Source organism: Wolbachia endosymbiont of Drosophila mauritiana (assembly GCF_004795975.1).
GTDB lineage: Bacteria > Pseudomonadota > Alphaproteobacteria > Rickettsiales > Anaplasmataceae > Wolbachia.
In genome coordinates this window covers 780746-799570 of the sequence record NZ_CP034335.1, presented here as the reverse complement: position 1 = coordinate 799570, position 18825 = coordinate 780746, and the positions used below count along the sequence as shown (strand labels likewise).

The following is an 18825-nucleotide window of genomic DNA, read 5'->3' as shown; positions in this document are numbered from 1 at the left end:
AGAATGGTTATATTGTTTAAATTTTTAGCAATATGTAATACTAATTCATTAAAAAATGGAAAAGAAAAATTATGGTAAGAAAAGTTTATGCTTATCTTATGATAAAAGTGCAATAGAAATTTTCCTAAAGAAAGCAAAAATCGAAGAAGTATACAAAAAATACAAGCATTTATAATGCTTAAAAATGTAAGTACAGTAATGTTGAAAAATATTAAGTATTTATGCTGCATAATGTATCTCTAGGTTAGAGGTAATTTATGAACGAAACACAACAATCACAGAAAAATATTAAATATAAAATGTTAATGGCGGCTGATAATTATAAAGCATTTAGGGAAGCTGCTGCTGAAGGTAATATTGAAACGTTGAAATCTCTATTGGACAGAGCGAAATTACTAGGTGTGCAGAATAAAATGTTGACAGTTAATGATTATGAAGCATTTAGAGAAGCTGCCAGTAATGATAATGCTGAAGTATTAGAGCTGCTGCTGAATAGAGTAGAATTGCCAGAAGAACTACATGCAATGTTAGCAGTGAAGAATTATGAAGCATTTAGAGAAGCTGCTGCTGAAAGTAATATTAAAGTATTGGAGTTTCTATTGGACAGAGCAAAATTACTAGATGTACAGTATAAAATGTTGGCAGCTAATAATTATGAAGCATTTAGAAAAGCTGCTTATGCGGGGCACACTGAAGTACTGGAACTTTTATTGAATAGAACAGAATCATCAGATGTACAGCGTGAAATGTTGGTGGCTAATGATTATGAAGCGTTTAGAGTAGCTGCAAATGATGGTGGTGATATTGAAACGTTGGAGTTTCTATTGGACAGAGCGAAACTACTAGATGTACAGAATAAAATGTTGGCGGCTAATGATTACGAAGCGTTTTGGGAAGCTATCAGTGAAGGTAATATTAAAGTGTTGAAGTTGTTGCTGGATAGAGCAGGATCACTAGAAGAACTACATGCAATGTTAGCAGTGAAGAATTATGAAGCATTTAGGGCAGTTGCTGACAGTGGTAATATTAAAATATTGGAGTTTCTATTGGATAAAGCGAAATTACTAGATGTACAGAGTAAAATATTGGCAGCTAATAATTATGAAGCATTTAGAGTAGCTGCCGGTAATGGTAATGTTGAAGTGTTGAAACTGCTGCTGGATAGAGCAGAATTACCAGAAGAACGACATGCAATGTTGGCGGCTAATAATTATGAAGCATTTAGAGAAGCTGCTGCTGAAAGTAATATTAAAGCATTGGAGTTTTTATTGGATAGAACAGGATCGCCAGAAGAACAACATATAATGTTGGTGGTTAATGCTTGTCAAGCATTCAGAATAGCTGCCAGTGAAGGTAATATTGAAGTGTTGGAGCTGCTATTGGATAGAGCAGGATCACCAGAAGAGCGACATGCAATGTTGGCGGCTAATAATTATGAAGCGTTTAGGGTAAATGCTGTTAACGTTGACATTAAAGTGTTGGAATTTCTATTAGATAGAGCAAGATCACCAGAAGAACGACATGCAATGTTGGCGGCCAATAATTATGAAGCATTTAGAGAAGCTGCTGCTGAAGTTGATATTGAAGTGTTAGAATTTCTATTAGATAAAGCAGGATCGCCAAAAGAACAATATGCAATGTTAGCAGCTTATAATCATAAAATGCTTTCTTCCCATATAATTGAGAGCCATGCATATTCTTCTGAGGAGTTCAAAAGGGTGTGTCTTGAAGCTGTGACAAACTATAGTAGTAAGGAAATGCTTGATACGGTGCAGTCAAACCTTTTCCCTTATAGTACCCGTCAAGAAGTAGATGAATCTTATCAAGTGAAAAAGCGAAAATTTGAGGCAATAGAAGATTTATCAAAATCACAGCCAGGACCTTCTGGATATGAACCACTATCAAGGCATCCTCAAAGAAAAATGTCATGTGTAAATATTGAGCCAGGAAATGGAGAAAGAGAAAAGAGAGAGAAGGTAATGAAATGCTGAGAAAACATTCAAAAAAGTGTGTCAAATCAAAAAATAAATTTGATATAAAGGAAAATTTGTGTAGAACATTTAATAGACCAGCACATCCAAAATAAACACTTCTCTCATTAGCTGATTTTTACTGCTGGAAATGGTTATATTATTTAACATTAGCCATGCATCTGAACGGATACAAAAGTAGAATTTACAATTCTATCTAAAAGGATACCGAAAAAGAGCAGGAGTCCTATCTGGGAATTATTTTTAAATATGGACATGCATTGATTAGAATCGTCTGGATTGAAATTTTTGTGTTGGTGGTGAAATATGAATCCTATGGCAAGTAAAGCAATATAAAAGATGTTATTTAATGATGATAGTATACCAGCGTACAACCATGCCATTAAGGATATTAAGTAAAATCTTTTCAACCAAGATTTTGTTGTATTGCCAAAATATAATGCAGTAGATTTCATTCCTAATTTCTCATCATCTTTTTTATCTTGATGAGCGTATATAGTATCATAACTAAGCGTCCAAAAGACGCATCCTATATAAAATAGCAAGGATTCTATGCTAATCTGGTTTGTTATTGCTGCTGAACCCATGAGTGATCCCATGTTGAAAGTAAACCCTAAAAACAATTGTGGCCACCAAACGTAACGCTTTAGCAAGGGGTAGATAACTATCATGCACATTGAAATTATTCCAAGTATAAGAGTAGTTTTATTGGTTAATAATAAGATTAACAGAGCAATAGACAGTAACAGTGAAAGTAAAGCCAAAGCCTGCTTTATGTTTAATGCACCACTTGCAAGTGGCCTATATTTTGTTCGTTCAACGTGCGCATCTATTTCTCTATCGAAGATATCATTGATTATGCACCCTGCGGGTCTCATTAAAAATGCACCTATAGTAAACAAAACAAGGAGAAAAAGAGCCTGATATGATAGAGAAATTGAGGCTAAAAGAATGCCACTTAAGCTAGGAAATAGCGCAAGCCATAAACCTGTTAAACTGTGTATCCTCATTAATGAGAAATAATGGTTGAAGTACATTAATTAAGTGTGATTATGTAATATTTTGCTTACATTGACAAAATTATCGAATGCTAAATCAGGCTTGAAAATTAACTCAGGTATAAATCGCAAATCAACATAACACAATATAGATTTACGTATTGACCATGCAGATTGGTTCATTTCATTAACAACAGTGCTGATATCATCATTACCATTTTGGATGTTCAATGAAGATAACACAATATATACATCTGCTTTCTTCAAATCTTTGCTTAGCTTTACATCAGATACTACTACTTTTTCATTAAGAACATTACCTTCCATTAAGATTTTTGATATTGCCCTATGTAATACCGATGCTACTTTTAGGTTTCTAATTTCCTTTTTCATATTCAACTACTATAACGTCCTTTCTTCTTGCACTAATTGATAAGCTTCCAAAATATCTCCAACTTTAATATCGATATTACCCTCTAGCGATATTCCGCATTCAAAGTTTACACCTACTTCTTTAACGTCATCTTTAAATCTACGTAGTGCTTTTAACTTTCCTTCATGCACCAATTTGCTGCCACGTACTACCTTAATTAAAGAGTCTTTTTTTATAACTCCATCAGTGACATAACATCCGATTATATTACCGGCTTTGGATGCATTAAATATTTGCCTTACAGATGCAGAACCAACACGAACCTCTCGTGTAACAGGCTTTAACATTTTAGTTAGATACATCCTCATGTCTTCAATAAGCTCATATATTATATTGTAAGTATGTATTTCTATACCTTTTTGTTTTGCTAATTCTCTTATTTTTGAATCCACTTTTACATTAAAGGCTAAAATTACTGCGCTTGATGCTTCTGCAAGCAGCACATCTGAATCTGTTACTCCTCCTACTGCTTTGTGTAGAATATTTAATTTCACTTGGTCTTTACCAAGCTTATCAATTGAACTTGATATTGCTTCAATAGAACCAGTTACATCGCACTTTAAAACTACAGATAGTTCTTCTGTTTCACTATTATTACGACTGAATATATCTAAATTACTGTCGTCTAAATCTTCTTGCTTTTTCTTGATTAATTCTAACCTGTATTCAACAATTTCACGAGCCTGCCTTTCAGAGTTTACAACAACAAATTTATCTCCAGCATTTGGTACACCATTTAAACCAGTAACTTCAACTGGAGTAGAAGGTAGTGCCGCTTTTTCTCTTTGACCAAGGTGATTAATCATACTGCGTACTTTGCTGTATGTTGTACCAACTATCAATATGTCACCAATCTTTAATGTTCCTTCTTCAACTATTAATGTAGCTGATATTCCTTTAGCTTTATCTATTTTGGACTCTATTACCCATCCAAGTGCTCGACAATCCTCTATTCCTTCTAGCGTCATTAATTCAGCAATTAATAAAATTGCCTCTTCTAGTTTATCTAAGTTGATTTTCTTTTTTGCTGATACTGGCACAATTATAACATCACCACCAAGTTCTTCGGGGATGAGGTCATACTGAGGCAAACTATTAATTATTCTTTCTACATCGCCAGGTTGTGATTTATCAATTTTATTAATGGCAACTATAATAGAGACATTTGCTGCTTTTGCATGGTTTATTGCTTCAACTGTTTGTTTCATGATTCCATCATCAGCTGCAACTACTATTACAACTATATTAGTAATATTGGCACCACGTGCACGCATTGCAGTAAACGCTTCATGCCCTGGTGTATCAATGAAGGTAATTTTTTGCTTATTTTTTGTCGTTAATTGATAAGCACCTATGTGTTGAGTGATGCCACCTGACTCTCTTTCTGCAACATTGGATTCACGAAATGCATCGAGTAATGATGTTTTACCATGATCGACATGTCCCATAAAAGTAACGATAGGTGGTTTGAGTCTTTTAGGTAAGTTTTCTCTGTTGCTTATGAAGAGTAAATTCTTTTCTTTATCAGCATCACTTACTCGTTTAGCCGTATGATTAAATTTTTTTGCTATTTCACATGCTATATCTGGATCTACTGTATCATCTACTCTATAATTCTCACCAACTTCTTCTTTAAACATTTTTAACACACTTTTGCTATCTTCTGCCATACGAATAGATAATTCCCTGATAGTTATTTTGTCTGGTATAATAACTTCTCTTGCTATATTTTTACCCTTAGTAAACTTTGATTGTTTACTTCTTATACCAAATTTTTGCTTAAATACAGGGAGGTGTGCATTTCTTTCATCTATTGCCTGTGTAATTACTAGCTTAGAATGCTTAGAGTATATATCTTTGCTAGCTTTAAAAGACTTTTTATCATTGTTCTCATGTTCAATACTATCTTCTTTTTGTTCAACTGAGTTAGTATTACTTAAAACTTCCTTATTTATTTCTTTAGGTACAGAGTGTGATTCATTTTTATCTTCAGCTTCTTGATTGCTTTCTTCTTTTTTTATTTTCTCTTCTTGTTCTCTCTGATTCCTTTCTTTCAGCAAAGTAGCATTCTGTACAGCATTAATGCGGGAAATTTGTTCTTTTTCAGTTAAAGAGCCTAATTTACTCTCGTCAAATAAACTATATTCTTCTGCAGAATGAATTTTTCTTCTTTTTTTTACTATTGTAGTACCAGTACTTTGACTATCTAAAGAGTTTAAATTAATGTCTAATTTAAGCTTGCTTAAGCCTTGTAGGGTTAATTTTTTATTACTGATATCTTCATTATTCATATTGTTTTTATATTAATCCAAGCTTTTTGCGTGCTTCTATGATTATTAAATCTGCTGTATCTTTTAGATTGTCTTTATTGTTAGTTGAGGAAGAGAGTATGCTGCAAAACTCATAATTTGATAAATCTGCTATGTCCTCTAAAGTTTTAATATTATGTTTACTAAGAGCAATTTTATTATCTATTGATAAGGCTAAGTTGATTACATCGTCTTCCATACCTAAATTTTTTAGCTCTTCTATTTTTCTATCATTCTCTGCTTTCAGGTAATTATTTGCTCTATTATGAAGTTCATTTGCAATATCTTCATTGAAGCCCTCTATTGAAGCAAGTTCCTTAATTGAAGTGTTAGATATATCTTCTACACTTGAAAAACCTTCTGTTACCAATAATTGGCCCATAATCTCTTCTAAGTTTAAAGCTTCAGCAAATAAAACTGAACATTGACTAAATTCTTTATTTCTTCTTTCTGATTCTTGCTGAGTGCTTAATATCTCAATTTTCCATCCAACAAGCTCTGAAGCTAATCTTACATTCTGACCCTTTTTTCCTATAGCTAAACTCAATTGATCTTCAGCAACTATTAACTCTATACAATTTTCATTTTCGTCAATAATGACCTTTGATACTTCTGCAGGAGTAATGGCTTTAATAACAAATTGACCCAAATCTGATGAGTAATGTATGACGTCGATTTTTTCACCGCTTAATTCGTGTATAATAGTTTTTATTCTATCTCCTTTAACTCCAACGCAAGCACCTACTGGATCGATATTCTTATCAGATGAAAAAACAGCAACTTTAGATCTTGAACCAGCGTCTCTAGCTATACCTTTAATTGTTATCAATCCGTCAGCAACTTCTGGTACTTCTTGATTCAACAATGCCTCTAAAAAGCCTTCATGAGCCCTAGAAAGAATGATTTGACGTCCATCGTCAGAGCGCTTAACAGCCTGTATGTAAGCTTTAACCTTATCGCCTTCACGAAATGACTCACCACCAATTAAGTTTCGTAAAGGAAGGTATGCTCCAATTCCGTTTATGTCTATAATAAGATCTGAATATTCTACTTGTTTAACGATGCCATACCTCATTTCTCCTACCTTGTCTTTAAATTCCTCATATTGCTTTTTTAACTCTTCATCTTTGATTATTTCAGAAATCTTTTGCTGGGCAATTCTTGCTGAAACAAGATCAGTGTTAAGAGAAATCAACTCACTAATAGTATCTCCAACTTTTGCATCTTCTTTTATTAACTTAGCTTGTGTCAACTTAATTAAGTCACACTCATTTTCATTTGATTCATCATTAATGACTTTTAGTTGTCTATATGAGGTAACTTTGCCTGTGTTTCTATCTATATTAACTACAATTTTACTTTTGCTACCATACTTTTGTTGAGCTACTGCTTCGATAGCACTTTTAAGTGCATTTATTATAATATTAAAATCCAAACCTTTTTGAAGTGAGAGCTCTCCCGCTGTTTTTATTACATCAAGGCTTCCAACTATGTTATTCTTGTTGCTTTTCTGCTTAACACTGCTTTTACGATTAGCAATCATATAAATAAATCCAATTTAATTAGTTATAATTATAGCTTCAACATGTAAAGAACGCTATCTTAAATGTTGAATGATTGCTAATTTAAGTCAAGTTTTTTCATGTCTTTGTATGATAAGCAATGCCGGAGTAAAGAATAAAGTTAAGACCGTTGCAGCCAATATTCCACTTGCTATGGTTGCTGAAATATCAACCCACCACTGGCTTGATGGAGCATCATATGTGATTTGTAGCGTAAAAAAACTGATATTTAACCTAGTAATCATCGGTATTAAACCAAGAACTGTAGTTGCAACGGTAAGTAGTATTGGCCTGATTCGAGAAATTGAAGCGTTTATTATACATTGCTTAATGTTATTTTTGCGCACCTTAATTTGCTGATGAAAGGCATCAAGCAATAGTATATTATTATTCACTATAATTCCTGCTAAAGCAATTATCCCCACTCCACACATGACAACTACAAAAACTTTCTGAATAAGAAAGAAAATGAAAAATACACATGTTGTTGATAAAAACACTGCTGTCATTACGATAAATGTATAGTATATGTTGTTAAACTGTGCCACTAGCACCAATATCATCAATGTAATTGCTAATATAAAAGCCTTTAATAAAAATGCTCCTGATTTCTGTTGATCTTCCTTGTCACCTTTGAAATTAATCTTTACTCCTTTACTACAGTCTTGAGTAATCGAATTTTGAATGAACTTAACTCTTTCATCAACAAGATAGCCAGTATCAACGTCAGCAGAGATTGTTACTGTGCGTGATCCATCAATCCTACTTAGTTTATTTGCCTTTTTTTCGGGAACGTATTTCACTATGCTACTCATAGAATATGGTCCATTTGCTGTGTTAATAAAAAGGTTATCTATAGTTTTCATGTTGCGATTCTTTCTGGGAAAACGTAGTACAATATCAATTTCTTCATCTGCGTTATTTGGTCTATATTTTCCAATTAATACTCCATTTGTAACCATCTTTATAAAATCACCGATGGTTGCAACACTTACTCCAGAGCTTGTAGCCTTACTCTTATCAATACTCATGTTCCACTCTATTTCAGGTGCTGATCTACTATCTTGAATATTTATAAATCCAGATGAAGGTTGGTCCATAATTTTTAGGATTTTCTCTGCTACTGAATTCAAGTTGGATGCACTTCCGCTTAAGTTAATTTGTATTGGCTTGTCAGCTGATGGTCCTGACTTTTGTCCTGTACATCAATTATTACTCCTTTTATGTTTTGCACACTGCTCCTTATATCATTTAGTATTTGCTTAGCTTTGCGCCTGCAGCGCCAATCTACAAGTTCCAATTGAATTTTGGCAATAACGTTGTCTGAAAAAATTCCTGATCGAGCATAAAAAACATAAATTTCTTTTTCAACACCCAAAATACGTTCTTCTACTTTCTTAAGTATCAAATCTCGTTTTTTGGCTGATAAGCTTTCTTTTACTTTAACGCTGATTAAAATGTTATCTGAATCTACATTCGGAAAGAACTTTAATCCAGGACCAAAAGTAAAATATAATATACTAGACAAAAATAAAACAAATACAACAACACATACAAATTTTTTGGGGTGATCTAAGACTTTCTCTAACATACGTACATAAGTTCTTATTATAAGCCCAGTATTTTTTACCTCACCACTTTCTATAGCACTCATTCTTATTATTTCTTTTTTTGAAGTTATTGAAGGTTTACCAAATATTGCACCAAGTGTTGGTATAAAAACCAAAGCCATAATTAGCGATCCAGTTAAAGTTAGAATTATTGTGATTGGTATGTACTGCGTAAATTTACCGACTGTATCGGGCCAGAGTAACAGAGGGAAAAACACTGCTAATTTAGTCAATGTTGATGATAAAACTGGATAGAACATATCATGAACTGAGGTGCAAAAGGCTTCTACTTTATCCATGCCACAAATCATCTTTCTATCAGCATATTCGCTGATTACAATTGCATCATCAATCAGCATGCCAACTGCCATAATTAGGCTGAAGAGCACAACTATATTTAGAGTAATACCCATTAGATAAAGAGCCATTATTCCTATGAGAAAGGAGCCAGGTATTGATAGTGCAACAAGAATAGCAGCCCTTGTTCCCATAAAGAGCATCATTATGGTTAGTATTAGTAATACGGCAAATATTATACCATTTTCCAAGTCGTCAAGCACATCACGTACATTTTTTGACTGGTCATTCAAATAAACTACTTTTAAATTTTCAGGTAATTGATCTTTTGCTTTGTCCATTAAGTATTTTACTTGATTTACCGTGTCTATTATGTTTTTTCCATTACGTTTTGAAATTTCTAGTACAATGCTAGGTAGTCCATTAATACGAGCAAATCCTTGGTGATCCTCAAACCCAAGGTATACTTTTGCTATATCTTTGATTCTCAAAACTGCATCACTTTGAGATCTAATAGGAATATTCATAATATCTTCTATATCTTTTAATAACCCTGATATTTTAATCGAATATTTACCGGTATCATTTTCTAGTGATCCGACTCCTACCAATCTGTTGTTGTGTGATATAGCTTGAAATATCTCATTTGATTGAATGTTATATTTTGTTAGAACTGTGGGCTCAATTATAACTTCCACTGTTTCTTTACGCATACCTGCTACTTCAACTTTAAGAACATTTGGCAGAGCTTCTATTTCTTTCTTTAGTTTGCGTGCTATTTCAGTTAAAGCTCTTTCCGGCAAATTACCAATCAAGCCAACGTTTAGTATCGGAAATAAGCTCAAGTCTATTTCATTGATTATCGGAGATTCTGCTTCAATAGGTAATTTTGATTTTATGTTTAAAAGCTTTGAACGGACATTATCGAGCACTTCTTTATTATTATACTCTGTTCTAAATTCGATTATCATGTGAGCACCATCATTAGTTGCAAAAGCTCTCAATTCTTTTACACCTTCGATGGATCTTAGTTCATTTTCTATAGGAAGCACTAATAGCTTTTCACTATCCTCGACAGAAATACCAGGAAACCCGACAAATACACTAATTATAGGAATCTGTATATCAGGATTGCTTTCTCTTGGCATCTTTATATAAGTGTATGAGCCGAAGGTAAAAATCACGATAAGCAATAATATTACTGTTCTATTCCTCTCTACAAGTAAGCTTTTCATGCCAAACATTATACGTATTTATATCATATTATAGCTAAGATAAATTATATATTAATTAATCCTTATATGTCTTTATGTAAATGATTAAAATTTTTACAGTTTTGCAAGCGTAAGAAAATTTCTATATAATATAACTTTAGTATGGTATTTGAGGGATTATTATGGTAGCAGTTCTAAGTGTGACAGAAGGCAAGAATAAAGTGATCGTATCTGGGTTGATTGGGCTTTCATCAACCTTAGTGTTTTTGACAGTGATTCACATTGCTGCAAAAATAGCCATTATAGTTACTGCTGCTGCAGTTACTTACTTATTACTTTTGCTGATTCATAAAATAAGAACTAAAAAAGAACAGCCTGCTGAAATTACTGGTGTTTCAGGAGATAAAGTTTCAGAAGATGAAGGGTATATCAGTGTTGATGAAGGTGAAGAAAAAGATACCGTAAAAGAACCAGAAAGAACTGAAACTGAGTTAGAAGAAGAAATAATAAGGAAAAGAGCACAAGAACGCATGGAGAAAGGATCACTTGGTGGCCCTATAAATGCGTTTGGCGAACCAATTCATGTAACTATAGATGCTGAAAATAGTAATCCTGTTGATTATACAAAAACTATGGTAGTGCCTGAGAAAATTATTCTTGGCATGCCAGATGATAAAACTCTTACACAAAATAGCTCTAGCTCTATAAAGAATCAGATGAAATCTCTTCCTGAACACATGGATGTATCTGGTAATCCACTTCCTGAGCAGCCACCAAGCAACCTTCCCAATATAGGGCCTAAGTCTAAAAGTACGCAGAAACTATCTGCTGCAGACTTGCTATTACGGTATGGGAATGTAAATAATGATGTGAGGAAAGTGCTAGAATGGCCAATTACCTCAAAGGAGTTTAATGGGTTAGGGTTTAACAGGTAGTTGCTATATCAAACTCTCCATCTTATATTGAGGATCAGATGCAATCCCATACACTCTATTTGGCGGAGCAATTTTGTTCTCTATACCAAAAACTATACCTTCAATTATTGCTGTGAGTACTTTTTCAAGGTTACAATCTGCTCCAGGAACACGGTGCTCTAGGCGGCATCTTTTGGAATCGTTGCCAAAATAGGGGATTCTTATTGCAGCAGTTCTGTTATTCACTCCCCAACTAATCGTCGTTGGAGTATGAATATCTGGGTACTGAAATCTTAAATATGAATCATCATTTGGAGCAAAAAACAACATATGTTTTTTCATCATTGCACATAGTCCACCTATGCTGTGAATCAGGTGGTCACTATATTTTTGTTTGCTGCTGTAAAATAAGTTATCGTTATTTGAATTCATAAGGTTAACATGCACATTTAATGCACTGCCTGCTCTATCCAGATAAGGCTTTGCTTTAAAAGAAACATTTCCCCCAAGTTTTTGTGCTACTTCAGTAAGTAATTGTTTTGCCAACTCAAAATGCATAATTAAATTATCAGAGCTCGTATAACAGCCACTTTTTATCTCATATTGGTTTAAAGAACTCTCTTTCTCACAAAAAAATCCAAGAGAAGCTATTTTATTTTTGATGCTATTCAGAAATAAATATTCTTTTTTTATTCCCTCAGTGTAAAACTCCAGTTCAATACCGAATACAGTATTATGACTCAAATTACTTAATATAATCATAAATTTGCTTTAATAAATTTATACTAAATTAGCTATATTTATGCGAGTACTTTACTTATTTATCAGTAAATTTAATATCTTATTTATACATAATATATTACTGTTTTTTTAATAACATACTTCTAACCCTCGGTACAAGCGACATTTACAAATTGATTGTTTTTATTTCAAAAAAATGATCAATTTTAGTGCTTTTATACTCTTTACAACTCGTCAAAAAATCTACATAATTTTAAGTATGTATTAAGTAGTGTTAGCTTTTTATCTTGCAGTAAGCTATTGGTTATCTTGCATCTTTCTGATTATTGTTCTTTCTTGGTGTGGTATATGAACTTAATTAACCCTAAGGTTTCTACTATGTTTTTTGATCAGATTATTACAGTAACGGACCACAATGTTACTTGGGAAAAAATCCAAAATTATCTCCATAATCTCTATGGAGAAGCAACATATAACAGCTGGCTGAGTTCACTAAGGTTTATCAGCAACAGAAATGGAGAAGTTTTGTTGTCTGTACCAACAAGATTTATAAAGGAGTGGATTACAGTTCACTACATGGAAAAAATATTATCATTATGGCAAAGCGAAGATCAAAGTGTATGTTCTATTGATATTCAATTAATTGAAGAAAGAAATTCAAATTCTAATACGATACTAAAAAATAGAGAGGAAAATAATCATAATCTTGGTTCACCACTAGATACCAGATTCACTTTTGATAATTTTGTGGTAGGAAAGTCAAATGAGTTAGCATTTACAGCGGCAAAGCGTGTAGCGGAATCTATAGATCCAATATCAGGAAGCAACCCTTTATTTCTATATGGTGGAGTGGGACTTGGTAAAACACATTTAATGCATGCTATAGCTTGGGACATAGTCAATTCTCCGTCAGCAAAAAGAAAAGTGGTATATTTATCAGCAGAGAAATTTATGTATCAATATATTACGGCGCTGCGGAGCAAAGATATTATGTTATTTAAAGAGCAATTTAGATCAGTAGATGTATTGATGGTAGATGATGTGCAATTTATCAGTGGTAAAGATAGTACACAAGAAGAATTTTTTCACACTTTCAATGCATTGATAGACCAAAATAAACAATTGGTTATATCAGCTGATAGGTCTCCTAGTGATCTTGATGGAGTAGAAGAAAGAATAAAATCACGACTTGGTTGGGGATTAGTTGCAGATATTAATGAAACAACTTTTGAATTAAGACTTGGTATATTGCAGGCGAAAGTGGAACGAATGAATATGTATGTTCCAAAGGATGTCCTAGAATTTTTGGCAAGGAATATAAAATCCAATATAAGAGAACTAGAAGGAGCATTAAATAAGGTTGCTCATACCTCGTTAATTGGAAGAAGCATGACAGTAGAATCAGCTAGTGAGACCCTGATTGATCTTCTTAGGTCAAATCATAGGTCAATCACAATAGAAGAAATACAGAAAAAAATAGCTGAATTTTTCAATATAAAGATTGCAGATATGCAATCTAATAGAAGGCTCCGTAGTCTTGCGAGGCCGAGACAAATAGCTATGTATTTCGCAAAGAAGTTTACGCAAAAAAGTTTGCCAGATATTGGAAGAAATTTTGGTGGTAGAGATCATGCTACTGTTATACACGCAGTCAAACAAGTGGAAAATTTCATAAGAACTGATCCAAAATTTGCTGATGAAATCAATCGATTAAAAAAGATGTTTAAGTAGCACTTTATTAATGACAACCAGACTGTTTTCATTTTTTTTGATCAAATATCTTTTTCAAGTAGATTAAGTAAATCAAAGATCATTATTAGTATAAGCTAAGAGAAAATAGCTAGTCGATTGCTTAAAAAGTATATAAAATCATAATTTAAGTAGGAAATATGGCAATTAGACTTATTCCAGATAATCTTGATATAAAATTTAGTAAATATAGAAATTTGACAGCACTTGTTAGCGTTATTCTTATCATTTTTTCAATGCTTACTTTTATGCTGCGTGGAATGAATTTGGGTATAGACTTTACAGGTGGAATTTTGATAGAGATAAAATCTTCAAGTAAGGATGATGCTATTCTCAGTATACTAAAAGAGAGTGGATTTACGATACAGAGTTCAAAAGCTGGTGATAACTTAGTTGTGCGGTTTAAAGATGAAGGAGATGAAGATAAAATTAAAAAGGTTAAAAGTATATTAGAAAGCAAATTAGGTAATTTAGTAACTTATCGCAAAATAGATTATGTTGGTCCACAAATAGGCTCAACGCAGATATTTGAAGGGATATCAGCCATGTTAATTGCAATTATTGGAATATTTTTTTATGTTTGGCTTAGATTTAACTGGCAGTGTGGACTTGGTGGAATAATGGCACTGATCCATGATGTGATTTTAACTCTTGGCTTTATCAGTTTAACGAGTATTGAGTTTAATATTTCATCAGTTGCAGCTCTCCTTACCGTAATTGGCTACTCAATCAATAACTCAGTGGTTATATATGATCGGATTCGAGAGTATCAAAAAAGTGGAAAAAATGCAAAAATAGGTGAAGTAGTTGATGCCAGCATTAATTCGACGCTATTTCGAACTATGTTAACTTCAGGTACTACTCTTCTTGCCGCTCTTCCTTTAGTGCTGATTTGTACAGGTATGGTCAGAGACTTCTGCTTAATCATTTCTTTTGGCATTGCAATCGGCACCTGTTCCGCAATATTTATCTCTGCTCCTATATTGACCTGCAGAGCGTTGATAAGTAGAGTATAGAACGTTTAACTACGATATAATATTAGCTTGTTATCCCTAATAGTGAAATGAAAATATCTCAAAAAGCTCATACCAAGTAATGAATGGGACATAGAGTGAGTATTAACACTAGCGTGCACATCATTAATTAAAAAATTTCCTATTTTAACTTGAGGAATGTGAACAACACCAGCTTTTATTTGACCTTTTGCAGTTTCATATATTTTAAAGTCTTGGATGTTTTGTAAGTTAATACCAGCATGTAACGCATCTTTTTGCGATAGAACAATATCAGTTGCTCCGGTATCAAGCAAAAACGTTATATTACGATCATTGACTTGAGCTTGAATATAAAAGTGTCCATCGTATGACTTTGTAAATTCAATACTTCCGCCATTTTGAACCCTTCCTGTGTACGGTAGAAAAGTGCTCAGAAACCTATTGCTTAGTTTATCTCCTTGTGAATCAATAAACATTGCAGTAATGACTATTATCAGTAGCCAAATAACTAGATTTTTTGCTGCATTCATATTATTAAAATTTGAAGCCATAAGAGTAAATTTTTAAGATTAGCGTTAAAAGCTATTATTAAAAATAAGTAAATCTTATTGTTTTAGTACAATATTTAATATATCCTTTAAGGAGGTATGTTCGATTTAATTTCATGTCAGAAGCAAAAAATTTAATTTTAGCAACAATTCTTTCTATATTGATTATAGTATCATGGCATATTATTTATGATAATTTTCTTAACACGAGCCAAAGACAACCATCGATTGAAAATATTGAACATATCGAATCTTCTAACGACCTTGCTCCTATGATATACCAAAATCGTTCTGAAATTATTAATTCTACTAGAGAACAGAGAGTTAATTTAACCAATAACATGCTTGAAGGATCAATTTCTCTGAAAGGTGCAAGGTTTGATGACTTAATCTTAACTAACTACCACTTAGAACCGAGTTCTTCTTCTCCACAAGTGGTGTTACTGTCACCTGCAGAATCAAAAGATGTATATTTCGCAGAATTTGGGTGGCTCGATCCGAATGAAAAGATTAAAGTTCCAGATTCTAAAACAGTATGGCAAGCAGATAAACTCAATCAAAAAGAGGTCAATTTATTTTGGGATAATGAAAATGGCATTTTATTTAGAATGAAAATTAGCCTTGACGATAACTACATGTTTAAAGTTGAGCAAATTATTGAAAACAATACAAAAGATAATGCAGTTTTGGTTCCCTATGGTAAAATCAATCGTAAACGTGATAATATTAATGAATCCTATTGGATATCACATGAAGGAGTATTAGGTGCATTTAACAATAAGCTAGAGGAGTGGACATATAAGGATATTTCTAAGAAGCGTTTAATAAAGGCAAGCACGAGTGAAAAAAATTGGTTTGGTTTTGCTGATAAATACTGGCTTACAGCCATCATACCTAAGAAATCAGATAAAATAAATGTGAGCATTAAACACACGAATGTTAATAACATTGATAAGTTTCAAGCAGATTTTGTTAGACCTTACACACACATACTCCCTGGTACAAGTGCTTCTACTCTGAACTACTTTTTTGCTGGGGCAAAGAAATTGAATTTACTTGATTCTTATAAAGACACTCTCAATATACCTTTGTTTGATAAGGCTGTAGATTTTGGTGTTCTTTATTTTATAACCAAGCCGGTGTTTTTACTGCTTGAATATTTTAACTTTGTTTTGAAAAATTTTGGCTTAGCAATATTATTGCTAACTTTAGTAATCAAACTTTTGATGCTTCCCTTATCTAATAGATCATATATTTCGATGTTCAAGGTGAAAAGCCTGCAGCCTGAATTAACTCGTATAAAAGAGTTGTACAAAAATGACAGCTTAAAGCAGCACAAAGAGACAATTGCGTTGTTCAAGAGAAACAATGTAAATCCAATGTCGAGCATTTTCCCTATGCTCATACAAATACCAGTATTTTTTGCTCTGTATAAAGTATTATTTGTTACTATAGAGATGAGACACGCCCCTTTTTATTTATGGATTAAGGATCTTTCAGCTTCTGATCCAACAAACATTTTTACATTATTTGGGTTGTTTAATTATAACTTTCCTATTTCTATAGGCATTTTACCTATAATTTTCGGCGCTACCATGATAATTCAGCAGAAGCTAAGTGAGAAAGATCAAACCAGTAAAGATGATATTCAAGTAAATGTTATGAAGTTTTTACCTTACATTTCTGTCTTTATTTTTTCTTCTTTTCCTGCCGGCCTGGTAATATATTGGATATTTAGTAATATTATAACTCTGGTTCAACAATACTTAATAAAGTTCTTCTTAACAAGAAAAGTCGGGATAAATGTCGAAAATACTAATAGTTAATTCAATTTATTATACCGAAATAGCGAACCTTTTGCTTGAAGGTGCAGTCGATAGATTAAAAGAAAGTCATGCAAGCTATGACATAATTGAAGTTCCTGGTGCATTTGAGATACCAGCTGCAATTCTCTTTGCAGTAAAAAGCAAGAATGCTAATTATGACGGTTATTTAGCTCTTGGGTGCGTGATTCGCGGTGAAACTGATCATTATAAATACGTTTGTAAAGGAGTAATTGAAGGCTTAAATGAAGTTATTATGCATTATGCAATACCCCTTGGTATGGGCGTAATTACCGCTGACAGCAAAGATAAAGCACTAATTAGAGCTGACAAAAATAAAAAGAACGTTGGTGGCCATGCAGCCTCAACTGTTTTGCATATGATAGATCTACACAATAAATTAAAATAATGGAGGAAAAACCAATAGATAAAAAGTGGCGCATAAAAAGAAGTACGGCAAGATTTCTTGCTGTACAAATTGCTTATTCAAATATTTTTGTAAGTTACAACAAAAGCACTTTTAAATTGGAAAATTGTGAGCTTAAGGACTACATAAGTACGTTGAAAGATATATTTGAATGTGAAGAATTTGAACATCAGTTCTTAGAAAACTTGTTATGTAAGGTTATAAAAAGCAGTGAAGAATATGATAAAATAATAGAGTCTTATTTACACCCAAGCTGGTCACTTTCACGATTAAATCTTATAAGCTTATCTATTTTGCGTATTGCAGTATGTGAGTTAATTGATTTTGATACACCAACACCAATTGTTATTAATGAATATACTAACATTGCATCTGATTTACTTGATGCTCCAAACAAAATTGGCTTTATTAATGGGTTGTTAGATAAGGTAAAGGATGCAGTCAGACTAAATAAAAATCCTTAGCAAATTTCTTACAAGTATGTGAATATCTATTTTTTGAGACAGTTTCTACAATAAGTTTAAGTCATTAACACTAAAAAATGAAGGGAAGACTTATTCCTTTTATACTTGGCTGATTAATAATCTTTCTGGCTTTTCGTGTTCAACTTTTGGTGACTTAACAATTGAGCTTGGCACAAATTCGATGATTACTTCTTTAGCATCATTTTCTTCAACGCCTAAACCTAACGTTTCTAATTCCTGTTCACAATTTATCTGTTCAAATATACTATCCCCTTTCTTCTTGTATAGCTGATGTAGATCAAGGAGTTTAGTGTTGCCAAGCAAGATTGGTTCAGGATTATCCTTGTATTTTATCTGGCCATAACTTGCAGCTTTGAATATTTCACCTTTTGAGTTAGTAAAATCTATGGTATATCCACCATTTTCGTTCTTATAGTTCTCTTCAATAAATTCAAGATCCTCATTTATTACTTGCAATATCAGGTATCTTTGATAGCTACCAGTAACAATTCTCGGAGCTTTAAGCTCAGATATTTCATTATTTTTCATGATGGAATATGTTACTGAAGCAATCAGTGCAACGGTAACAGTTGCAAGTAGATTCATTCCAATTGGCCCTATCATCGAAGCTGAAGACGTCCAACATGGAACTGAAAGTGCTGTTGCTGCACTTATGACACATAGAGAAGTAAGTACTATAAGTACAATGTTTGTTTTTTGAAGATAGCTTTTAGAAGTTAACATAATTAT

General features: G+C 32.8%; 16 protein-coding genes. 7 read left to right on the top strand and 9 right to left on the bottom strand.

All coding sequences use genetic code 11. From position 1 onward, the window contains the following. Nucleotides 1-257 precede the first annotated feature (257 nt). Complete coding sequence (locus EJB00_RS03885) at nucleotides 258-1991, top strand: ankyrin repeat domain-containing protein (RefSeq protein ID WP_135353060.1); 1734 nt, start codon at nucleotides 258-260, stop codon at nucleotides 1989-1991. Between the two features lie 149 nt (nucleotides 1992-2140). On the opposite strand, the gene ubiA is transcribed toward EJB00_RS03885, so the two are convergent. From ubiA to EJB00_RS06545, 6 genes are all read right to left on the bottom strand, one after another. Continuing rightward, the gene (gene ubiA, locus EJB00_RS03880) at nucleotides 2141-3028 is read right to left on the bottom strand and encodes a 4-hydroxybenzoate octaprenyltransferase (protein WP_135353061.1); all 888 of its coding nucleotides are present in this window, start codon (nucleotides 3026-3028) and stop codon (nucleotides 2141-2143) included. A 3-nt stretch (nucleotides 3029-3031) separates the two neighbouring features. Next, entirely contained in the window at nucleotides 3032-3382 is a 351-nt protein-coding gene (locus tag EJB00_RS03875; RefSeq protein ID WP_015588604.1) for a ribosome-binding factor A, read from the bottom strand. A 9-nt stretch (nucleotides 3383-3391) separates the two neighbouring features. Beyond that, a complete protein-coding gene (gene infB / locus EJB00_RS03870; RefSeq protein ID WP_015588605.1) occupies nucleotides 3392-5713 on the bottom strand; it encodes a translation initiation factor IF-2 in 2322 nt (773 codons plus the stop codon). Nucleotides 5714-5720: 7 nt separating this feature from the next. Further along, complete coding sequence (nusA, locus tag EJB00_RS03865) at nucleotides 5721-7274, bottom strand: transcription termination factor NusA (protein ID WP_015588606.1); 1554 nt, start codon at nucleotides 7272-7274, stop codon at nucleotides 5721-5723. A gap of 87 nt (nucleotides 7275-7361) precedes the next feature. Further along, nucleotides 7362-8426, bottom strand: a complete 1065-nt coding sequence (locus tag EJB00_RS06550; protein ID WP_251373702.1) for an efflux RND transporter permease subunit — start codon at nucleotides 8424-8426, stop codon at nucleotides 7362-7364. 17 nt (nucleotides 8427-8443) lie between these two features. Continuing rightward, nucleotides 8444-10435 (bottom strand): efflux RND transporter permease subunit, encoded by a 1992-nt coding sequence (locus EJB00_RS06545; RefSeq protein WP_251373703.1) that lies wholly within the window; start codon nucleotides 10433-10435, stop codon nucleotides 8444-8446. Nucleotides 10436-10596: 161 nt separating this feature from the next. Here EJB00_RS06545 and EJB00_RS03855 point away from each other — a divergent pair, with 161 nt between their 5' ends. After that, nucleotides 10597-11349 carry a hypothetical protein gene (locus EJB00_RS03855; protein WP_015588607.1) on the top strand — a complete coding sequence of 251 codons (753 nt, stop codon included), beginning with the start codon at nucleotides 10597-10599 and terminating at the stop codon, nucleotides 11347-11349. A gap of 3 nt (nucleotides 11350-11352) precedes the next feature. On the opposite strand, the gene EJB00_RS03850 is transcribed toward EJB00_RS03855, so the two are convergent. Then, nucleotides 11353-12090 (bottom strand): type I glutamate--ammonia ligase, encoded by a 738-nt coding sequence (locus EJB00_RS03850; protein ID WP_135353062.1) that lies wholly within the window; start codon nucleotides 12088-12090, stop codon nucleotides 11353-11355. A 327-nt stretch (nucleotides 12091-12417) separates the two neighbouring features. On the opposite strand from EJB00_RS03850, the gene dnaA reads away from it, so the two are divergent. Further along, entirely contained in the window at nucleotides 12418-13800 is a 1383-nt protein-coding gene (dnaA, locus tag EJB00_RS03845) for a chromosomal replication initiator protein DnaA (RefSeq protein WP_015587641.1), read from the top strand. A 158-nt stretch (nucleotides 13801-13958) separates the two neighbouring features. Beyond that, nucleotides 13959-14834, top strand: a complete 876-nt coding sequence (gene secF / locus EJB00_RS03840; protein ID WP_135353063.1) for a protein translocase subunit SecF — start codon at nucleotides 13959-13961, stop codon at nucleotides 14832-14834. Between the two features lie 5 nt (nucleotides 14835-14839). Here the strand turns inward: secF and EJB00_RS03835 are convergent, their stop codons facing one another. Further along, nucleotides 14840-15364, bottom strand: coding sequence for a TIGR02281 family clan AA aspartic protease (locus EJB00_RS03835; RefSeq protein WP_041581299.1), 525 nt, complete (start codon nucleotides 15362-15364; stop codon nucleotides 14840-14842). 113 nt (nucleotides 15365-15477) lie between these two features. Here EJB00_RS03835 and yidC point away from each other — a divergent pair, with 113 nt between their 5' ends. From yidC to nusB, 3 genes are read left to right on the top strand one after another with little or no spacing between them, the layout of a single operon-like run. Next, on the top strand, nucleotides 15478-17187 hold the full coding sequence (gene yidC, locus EJB00_RS03830) for a membrane protein insertase YidC (protein WP_135353064.1): 1710 nt from the start codon (nucleotides 15478-15480) through the stop codon (nucleotides 17185-17187). Next, nucleotides 17165-17593 (top strand): 6,7-dimethyl-8-ribityllumazine synthase, encoded by a 429-nt coding sequence (locus EJB00_RS03825; RefSeq protein WP_135353065.1) that lies wholly within the window; start codon nucleotides 17165-17167, stop codon nucleotides 17591-17593. Before yidC ends, EJB00_RS03825 begins: the two co-directional genes overlap by 23 nt. Then, complete coding sequence (nusB, locus tag EJB00_RS03820; RefSeq protein WP_015587646.1) at nucleotides 17593-18075, top strand: transcription antitermination factor NusB; 483 nt, start codon at nucleotides 17593-17595, stop codon at nucleotides 18073-18075. Before EJB00_RS03825 ends, nusB begins: the two co-directional genes overlap by 1 nt. A gap of 99 nt (nucleotides 18076-18174) precedes the next feature. Here the strand turns inward: nusB and EJB00_RS03815 are convergent, their stop codons facing one another. Continuing rightward, nucleotides 18175-18819, bottom strand: coding sequence for a hypothetical protein (locus EJB00_RS03815; protein WP_015587647.1), 645 nt, complete (start codon nucleotides 18817-18819; stop codon nucleotides 18175-18177). Nucleotides 18820-18825 lie beyond the last annotated feature (6 nt).

What these genes read in the sequence shown, in the direction of transcription:
- EJB00_RS03885 (WP_135353060.1), top strand. Translation starts at nt 258, where the DNA reads ATGAACGAAACACAACAATCACAGAAAAATATTAAATATAAAATGTTA.
- ubiA (WP_135353061.1), bottom strand. Translation starts at nt 3,028, where the DNA reads ATGTACTTCAACCATTATTTCTCATTAATGAGGATACACAGTTTAACA.
- EJB00_RS03875 (WP_015588604.1), bottom strand. Translation starts at nt 3,382, where the DNA reads ATGAAAAAGGAAATTAGAAACCTAAAAGTAGCATCGGTATTACATAGG.
- infB (WP_015588605.1), bottom strand. Translation starts at nt 5,713, where the DNA reads ATGAATAATGAAGATATCAGTAATAAAAAATTAACCCTACAAGGCTTA.
- nusA (WP_015588606.1), bottom strand. Translation starts at nt 7,274, where the DNA reads ATGATTGCTAATCGTAAAAGCAGTGTTAAGCAGAAAAGCAACAAGAAT.
- EJB00_RS06545 (WP_251373703.1), bottom strand. Translation starts at nt 10,435, where the DNA reads ATGAAAAGCTTACTTGTAGAGAGGAATAGAACAGTAATATTATTGCTT.
- EJB00_RS03855 (WP_015588607.1), top strand. Translation starts at nt 10,597, where the DNA reads ATGGTAGCAGTTCTAAGTGTGACAGAAGGCAAGAATAAAGTGATCGTA.
- EJB00_RS03850 (WP_135353062.1), bottom strand. Translation starts at nt 12,090, where the DNA reads ATGATTATATTAAGTAATTTGAGTCATAATACTGTATTCGGTATTGAA.
- dnaA (WP_015587641.1), top strand. Translation starts at nt 12,418, where the DNA reads ATGAACTTAATTAACCCTAAGGTTTCTACTATGTTTTTTGATCAGATT.
- secF (WP_135353063.1), top strand. Translation starts at nt 13,959, where the DNA reads ATGGCAATTAGACTTATTCCAGATAATCTTGATATAAAATTTAGTAAA.
- EJB00_RS03835 (WP_041581299.1), bottom strand. Translation starts at nt 15,364, where the DNA reads ATGGCTTCAAATTTTAATAATATGAATGCAGCAAAAAATCTAGTTATT.
- yidC (WP_135353064.1), top strand. Translation starts at nt 15,478, where the DNA reads ATGTCAGAAGCAAAAAATTTAATTTTAGCAACAATTCTTTCTATATTG.
- EJB00_RS03825 (WP_135353065.1), top strand. Translation starts at nt 17,165, where the DNA reads ATGTCGAAAATACTAATAGTTAATTCAATTTATTATACCGAAATAGCG.
- nusB (WP_015587646.1), top strand. Translation starts at nt 17,593, where the DNA reads ATGGAGGAAAAACCAATAGATAAAAAGTGGCGCATAAAAAGAAGTACG.
- EJB00_RS03815 (WP_015587647.1), bottom strand. Translation starts at nt 18,819, where the DNA reads ATGTTAACTTCTAAAAGCTATCTTCAAAAAACAAACATTGTACTTATA.